General features: G+C 38.4%; 3 protein-coding genes. 2 read left to right on the plus strand and 1 reads right to left on the minus strand.

What is annotated here, in order from left to right; all coding sequences use genetic code 11:
- Positions 1 to 58: 58 nt before the first annotated feature.
- Complete coding sequence (locus E1176_RS08655) at positions 59 to 2,161, minus strand: ATP-binding protein (protein WP_155210213.1); 2,103 nt, start codon at positions 2,159 to 2,161, stop codon at positions 59 to 61.
- A 244-nt stretch (positions 2,162 to 2,405) separates the two neighbouring features.
- On the opposite strand from E1176_RS08655, the gene E1176_RS08660 reads away from it, so the two are divergent.
- Both E1176_RS08660 and E1176_RS08665 read left to right on the plus strand, forming a co-directional pair.
- A complete protein-coding gene (locus E1176_RS08660; RefSeq protein WP_155210214.1) occupies positions 2,406 to 5,531 on the plus strand; it encodes a WD40/YVTN/BNR-like repeat-containing protein in 3,126 nt (1,041 codons plus the stop codon).
- Positions 5,532 to 5,690: 159 nt separating this feature from the next.
- Positions 5,691 to 6,849 (plus strand): carboxylesterase family protein (locus tag E1176_RS08665; protein WP_155210215.1); only part of this gene is annotated, 1,159 nt, incomplete at its 3' end.

A 6,849-nucleotide genomic window follows, 5' to 3' on the forward strand; every position in this document is an offset into this window, starting at 1 on the left:
AGAAAAAGGTTTAATCAGTAAGTGAAAAAAATTTCAGAAGAATGGTCTGAGAAGAAAACTATGTAGTTGATGCCACCTCTGCTTTTACAGGAAACTTAATGATAAACTCACTTCCTTTGCCTGGCCTTGATATTAACTCTATTTCTCCATCTAAGCGATCAACAAGTGTTTTTACAATTGCCAAACCAAGGCCATTAGAACTTTCCCCAGCAGTAGGCCTGGCACTTAGTTTTCTAAACTTCACAAAAAGATGCTCCTTATCCTCCTCGCTAAATCCTGGCCCCTGATCTTTGATAGATACAAACGCATGATCTTGAGTAGCCCCAGCATTGAGAATAACCACTGAGTCGTTATAAGAAAACTTTATAGCATTGGAGATAAGGTTATCTAGTATTCTAGATAGATATATTTTATCTGACCGGAAAAATAAATGACTTTCTACGCTAGGTGTTCTAATCTCTATCCCTTTAGACTTTCCTTCGGCATAGAACAGCTTCGTTTTTTCTAAAAGGATATTGTGTATATCGATTTTCGTGATGATAGGTTTCCTGCTGTCCTCCTCAAATGAGTTTACATCTAGAAGGTCTCGTATAAGATCCGTCCCGTTTTGAGCTATATCATCGAGCAAATTGATATAATTTTTTTGCTCATCGTTTGGCCTTGACAATCTTAGCAACTCAATCAGTCCTTTTATTCTATTAAATGGAGATTTAAGGTCATGAGCTACGATATTCATCAATGTATTTTTCTCATTATTAATCTCAGCCAGCTGATCGTTACGCTTTTTCAGTTTTTCGTTTTGCTTACTGATCTGCTCATTTTGGGCGGTAATTTCTTCACGCTGCTGTGCGATTCTTATATTTTTCTCATACAGTCTTACATTGGCCCTTTTTCTTCTGCGGCTGGTTATATAAATATTTACACCCAACGCTAATAAAACTAAGGCAACTATCAGAAGTGCAATATTTTGCACACGCTGTCGCCCTATTATCGCCTGATCTTTGGCTTGATTTGCAATCAACAACTCATTTTGTTGATCTTTCTGGTCAATTTCGATTCTTGACTCAAACCGCTCTATGGTCCGCGCTACATCTGCACTACTTAGTCTCTTTTCAATCTCGGCATACTGCTGATAATGCTCATAGGCCAGAGAGTAATTACTTTGCTGCTCATAAATCTTTGCCAGAAAGTAATGTCCGTCTCTTAAAATTGCCATTTCCTGAGATTTTTGAGCTACTTCCACCGCCTGATTCAGATAATCCAAAGAGGTTTTTAGGTTGTTTTGTTTGTAATGAACCTTACCTAATTGTAGTAAAATACCCCCAAGCAAATTGAGATTTTGCGTATTGGCTGCTGCACTATAAGCTTTCTCAGCAAAAATTAAGGCCTCATCCATAAGTTCCTCATCATAATAAAGCTCTGCAATACCACGATTGATGATGGCTATATTTATTTTATCATTTATTGATTCTGCTTTTATTTTCGACTGTAGATAAAAGTCAAACGATTTGTCAAAATTGCCAAGCGCTTTATGTATTAATGCTATTTCAAGAAGTATGGAAATCTGACCATGCACATTGCCTGTTTCCAGTCTTATATCCAAGGTTCTTTGAGACATCTCCAACGCCTTTTTATAGTTGCCTTGTGTTTGATATAACTCTGCCAAACTTTTATAACTATACCCCAGACCTTGTACATCTTGTTTCTTTCTAAAAACCTCAAGTGCAGCGAAGTAATTATTATAGGCATTTACAAAATCACCTTGTGTTAGGTAAAGTCGCCCGAGACTGTTTAGTGCATGCGCATATTGTATGGAGTCTTTGGTTTTGAGTGCCTGATCAATTGCCTGATTATAATATTCAAAAGATTTTAAGCTATTGCCCATGTAGTGGTAAGCTACACCCTTGTAATTGAGCGCTTGAGCTTTATACTTACTTCCCAACTGTTCGGTAAGCTCAAGTGCCTTTTCGGAGTAGTAAATGGTGCTATCTGGATGTGATTTTCTGTACTCCCATGCAATATTTAGATACAATTCTGCACGGTCTACACCTTCGCTCACCCTCAACTCACGCATTAGGCTATCTATATATGAATAGTTCTGAGCTAAAGCTAACTCACTGACTGTAACCAGACTTAAACATAAAAAAATGACTTTCTTCATCTTAAAACGAAAGATCAGATAATAATCAAAAATAATAATTACCAGTTAGTTACATATGTAATATAAGGGATTAAAGTGCCTTATAATAAAAAACTATAAAATAAAGTAAGTTTTGTACAGAAGTGAGGGCGATTGAAACGTGATAATTGTTTTGAAACCGCTCATAAAATAGCGTCAACTTATAACTCTACTTTTAATTAAATTCAGCCAGAATCAGTTGGTAATTTTCTAAAATCCAAGTTTTATGAGATACAAAATCTACTTCTTACTATCTATGATGATTTTGGCCTTTACTATTGCTCCCGGCCAAAAAAGAAACCGAAACAAATCTAACAGTATTGACTATGACGAAAAGTTATATTCAGCAATAGAATGGCGAAACATTGGCCCCTTTCGAGGAGGCCGTTCAGCAGCCGTTACCGGTGTACCTGGCAAGCCTAATTTATTCTATATGGGCGCCACCGGTGGTGGAGTGTGGAGAACCACAGACGCAGGCAACACCTGGGAGAATATTTCTGACGGATATTTTGGAGGCTCAATTGGAGCTATTGCCGTTAGTGAGTGGGACAACAATGTGATATATGTAGGTGGTGGTGAGAAAACTGTGAGAGGTAATGTCTCTTATGGTTATGGTATGTTTAAGTCAGTAGATGCTGGTAAAACATGGCAATCTATAGGCCTTGATAAAACCAGACATATCTCGAGAGTTAGGGTTCACCCTAAAAACCCTGATATCGTTTATGCAGCTGTGATGGGTGACTTATACAAGTCATCTGACCAACGTGGTATTTATAAAAGTGAAGATGGAGGTAAAAACTGGAAGAAAGTACTATTTGCCAATGCAGATGCAGGTGCTGTCGATCTTGTGATGGATCCGAACAACCCAAGAGTTTTATATGCAAGTACCTGGAGAATAAGACGTACGCCTTACAGCCTTGAAAGTGGAGGTGACGGTTCAGGTCTTTGGAAAAGTACGGATTCTGGTGAAACATGGACGAACATATCCTCAAATCAAGGCCTTCCGAAAGGTATCTGGGGTATTTCAGGAGTTACTGTATCTCCTGTAAACTCAAACCGAGTTTGGGCAATAATAGAAAATAATGATGGAGGAGTTTTCAGATCAGACGATGCAGGTGAGACCTGGAAAAAGTTAAATGACAGCAGAAGCTTAAGGCAAAGAGCATGGTATTACACTAGAATTTATGCCGACACCCAAGATGAGGATATCGTATATGTTTTAAATGTAAGGTATCACAAATCAAAAGATGGTGGTAAAACATTTGAGCCTTCCGTTGCTCCTCATGGAGATCATCACGATTTATGGATCGCTCCGGAAGATAATCAAAGAATGGTGATTGGTGATGATGGAGGTGCTCAGGTTACGTTTGATGGTGGTGAAAATTGGAGTACTTATTATAACCAGCCAACATCGCAATTTTATCGGGTTACGACAGACAATCACTTTCCTTACCGCATTTACGGAGCTCAACAAGATAATTCTACTGTAAGAATTGCACATAGAACTACTGGCGGATCGATCGGAGAACGTGATTGGGAGTCAACAGCCGGAGGTGAAAGTGCACATATTGCAGTAGACCCAGAAAACAATGACATTGTATATGGCGGAAGTTATGATGGCTTTCTTACCAGAGTAAATCATGAAACTGGTGAAGTTAGAGCAATAAACGTTTGGCCTGACAACCCTATGGGGCATGGAGCTGAAGATATGAAATATCGCTTTCAGTGGAATTTCCCTATATTCTTTTCTCCACACGATCCTAATAAGCTTTATACTGCTTCCAATCATCTGCACGTGACTACAAATGAAGGCCAATCTTGGGAAGTAATAAGCCCTGATCTCACAACCAATGATTCTACAAAATTAGGTTCTTCTGGTGGACCGATTACAAAAGACAATACCAGTGTAGAGTACTATTGCACTATTTTCTCAGCAATAGAGTCTCCTTACGAAAAAGACCTCTTATGGACTGGGTCTGATGACGGGTTAATACATGTTTCCAAAAATGGTGGCGAAAGTTGGGAAAATGTAACTCCGCCATCAATGCCAAAACTAACTATGATTAATAGCATAGAAGCTGATCCTTTTACTAAAGGTGGAGTTTACGTGGCAGGTACAAGATATAAGCTCGGTGATTATGCACCGTATCTATACAAAACAAATGACTACGGTAAAACATGGACCAAAATAACATCCGGCATTGATAGTGAACATTTTACCAGAGTAATGAGAGCAGATCCGGAAAGAGAAGGCTTATTATATGCGGGTACAGAAAGCGGCATGTATATATCTTTTGATGATGGTGCAAGCTGGAAGAGCTTTCAGTTAAACTTACCTATTGTACCTATTACAGACCTGGCAGTGAAAGATGACAACCTGATTGCTGCTACACAGGGCAGAAGTTTTTGGTTAATTGATGACCTTACACCATTGCATCAATTAAACAGCCAAAAGCAGAGTGGAAACTTTCATTTATACCAACCCAAAGAAGCGTTTAGAATAGGTGGAGGTAGTTGGGGATCCTCAAAAACCAGTGGTACAAATCATCCTGGTGGAGTTATGATCCATTATTACATAAAAGATACAGCTCAGGCTGATACCATTTCTTTGGAGATTCTGGACATGAACGATAAATTAATCAGCAAATTTTCAACCGCTCCTAACAAAAAAGAAAAGGAGGAAAAGCTTGATGTAAAAGAAGGTATGAACAGGTTTATTTGGGATATGAAATACCCCGGTGCAGAAGGGTTTGATAATATGATCTTATGGTGGGCATCATTAGATGGGCCTAAAGCTTTGCCTGGAGAGTACAAACTAAGGCTAACGGTTGATGGTAATAAAGATGAAACTACCTTTAAAATACTCAAAGATCCAAGAGCCACTTCCACAATGGCAGAACTACAAAAGCAATTTGACTTCCTAATTTCTGTACGTGACAAGCTTACTGAAACAAATATGGCCATTAAGAATATAAGAGAGGCCCGTGAGCAGATCAAAATCGTCACAAATAAAATGGAAGGTGAAGAATATGATGAGATTAATGAAAAGGCTAAGAGTATTCTGGAAGAAATGAAAACAATTGAAGAAGCCTTGTACCAAACTAAAAACCAAAGTCGACAAGACCCACTTAATTATCCTATCAGGCTAAATAATAAGTTAGGTCATTTAAATAGCCTTATGGCTATGGGAGATTTTGCGCCTACAGAGCAAGCAATAGCATTTAAAAAGGAAGTTTCAGCGAGAATTGACGAGCAACTCAATGAGTTAGATGAAATTTTTACAAATGAAATTCCTGAGTTTAACAAAATGGTAAAACAGCAAGAAGTTGATGCGGTGATAATCTCCGAGTAACTCAACCCCATCATTGAGAAAAAGCTGCCTCATTAAATTTGGGGCAGCTTTTATTATTTATATTAAATCGCATATTTTTCACTTTGGAATCATTATTGAGTAACTTTAAGTAAACCAACAGTAGTCCTCACCAGGCTACGACAAAACGAAAAAACCAAAATGAATAACCCTAATCAAAAGATGGTTAGGATTATGCTATTTACCGCGTTTACTATTGGCTCATTACTGGTAAGTGCACTATCCTATGCCCAATTAAATAGAACAGTCGAAGTCTCGCCTGCTGGTACAGAGTACTTACTGTTCAAACCCAATGATTATGATCCTGCCAATGATTATCCTCTATTAATTTATTTGCACGGTGCACAAGCTATGGGCAATAATATCTCTTGTTCTTATGGCAAAGGACTTCCGGGAGCAATAAATAATAGTCAAAATGATTTTTTTGACACATTACAGATGATTATAGTAGCCCCCCACGTTAAGTTTGGCTCCAGTTGCAACGACTTTGATAACGACTTTCAGTGGGATGTAAACTCAATAAATGAAGTTGTAAATGATGTCATTAATAATAATAGTATAGCATCTGATCGAATTTTTGGTAGCGGAATTAGTTTAGGTGCCAAAGGTATATGGGATTATGCCCTTGACAACCCATCACTTTTCGCAGGAATTGTTCCTATAAGTGGTAATGCTCCAAAAGAAGACATTTGTGACCTTGAATCAGTCGCGGTTTGGGCTATTCATGGTGAGTCTGATGGGGCTGTACCACCCGACCGAGGTGATGGTGATAGATTTGGTTCAGCTACACTTGTGGAGGAGCTAAATAATTGTGACCCAGACATTCCAGCTTACCTGACACTGCTTGAGGCAAAAGGCCATAACGGATGGGACCAAACTTATGATCTAAGCTCTGGCTATAATATTTACGAATGGATGTTTAAAGTCAGGAAAAACAAAGTCAACAATATTGCTCCTCTCATTGAACTAGGCCCTGACATCACACTTCTAAACCCTAGTACGATCGTTGTTAAGAGTTTTACGTATGATCCAAATGGAGTTATTTCAAATTATAACTGGACCCAGGTTTCTGGCCCCTCGGTCTCGTTTACTTCAAATCAGGCCAATCTAAAACTTGACCCATTTAATGGAGCAAATGGTACGTATCAGTTTAAATTAGAAGTTACTGATAATGAAGGACTGACTAATGATGATTTAATTACCATCAATGTTACAAACTCCAGTTCAAACCCGGTAGTCACAGCTTTACATCTTTATGATGGTGAGAATGGTGTAGACCTTGGGCCAATTAGTAACAATC

Source organism: Fulvivirga aurantia, assembly GCF_009711475.1.
Lineage (GTDB): Bacteria > Bacteroidota > Bacteroidia > Cytophagales > Cyclobacteriaceae > Fulvivirga > Fulvivirga aurantia.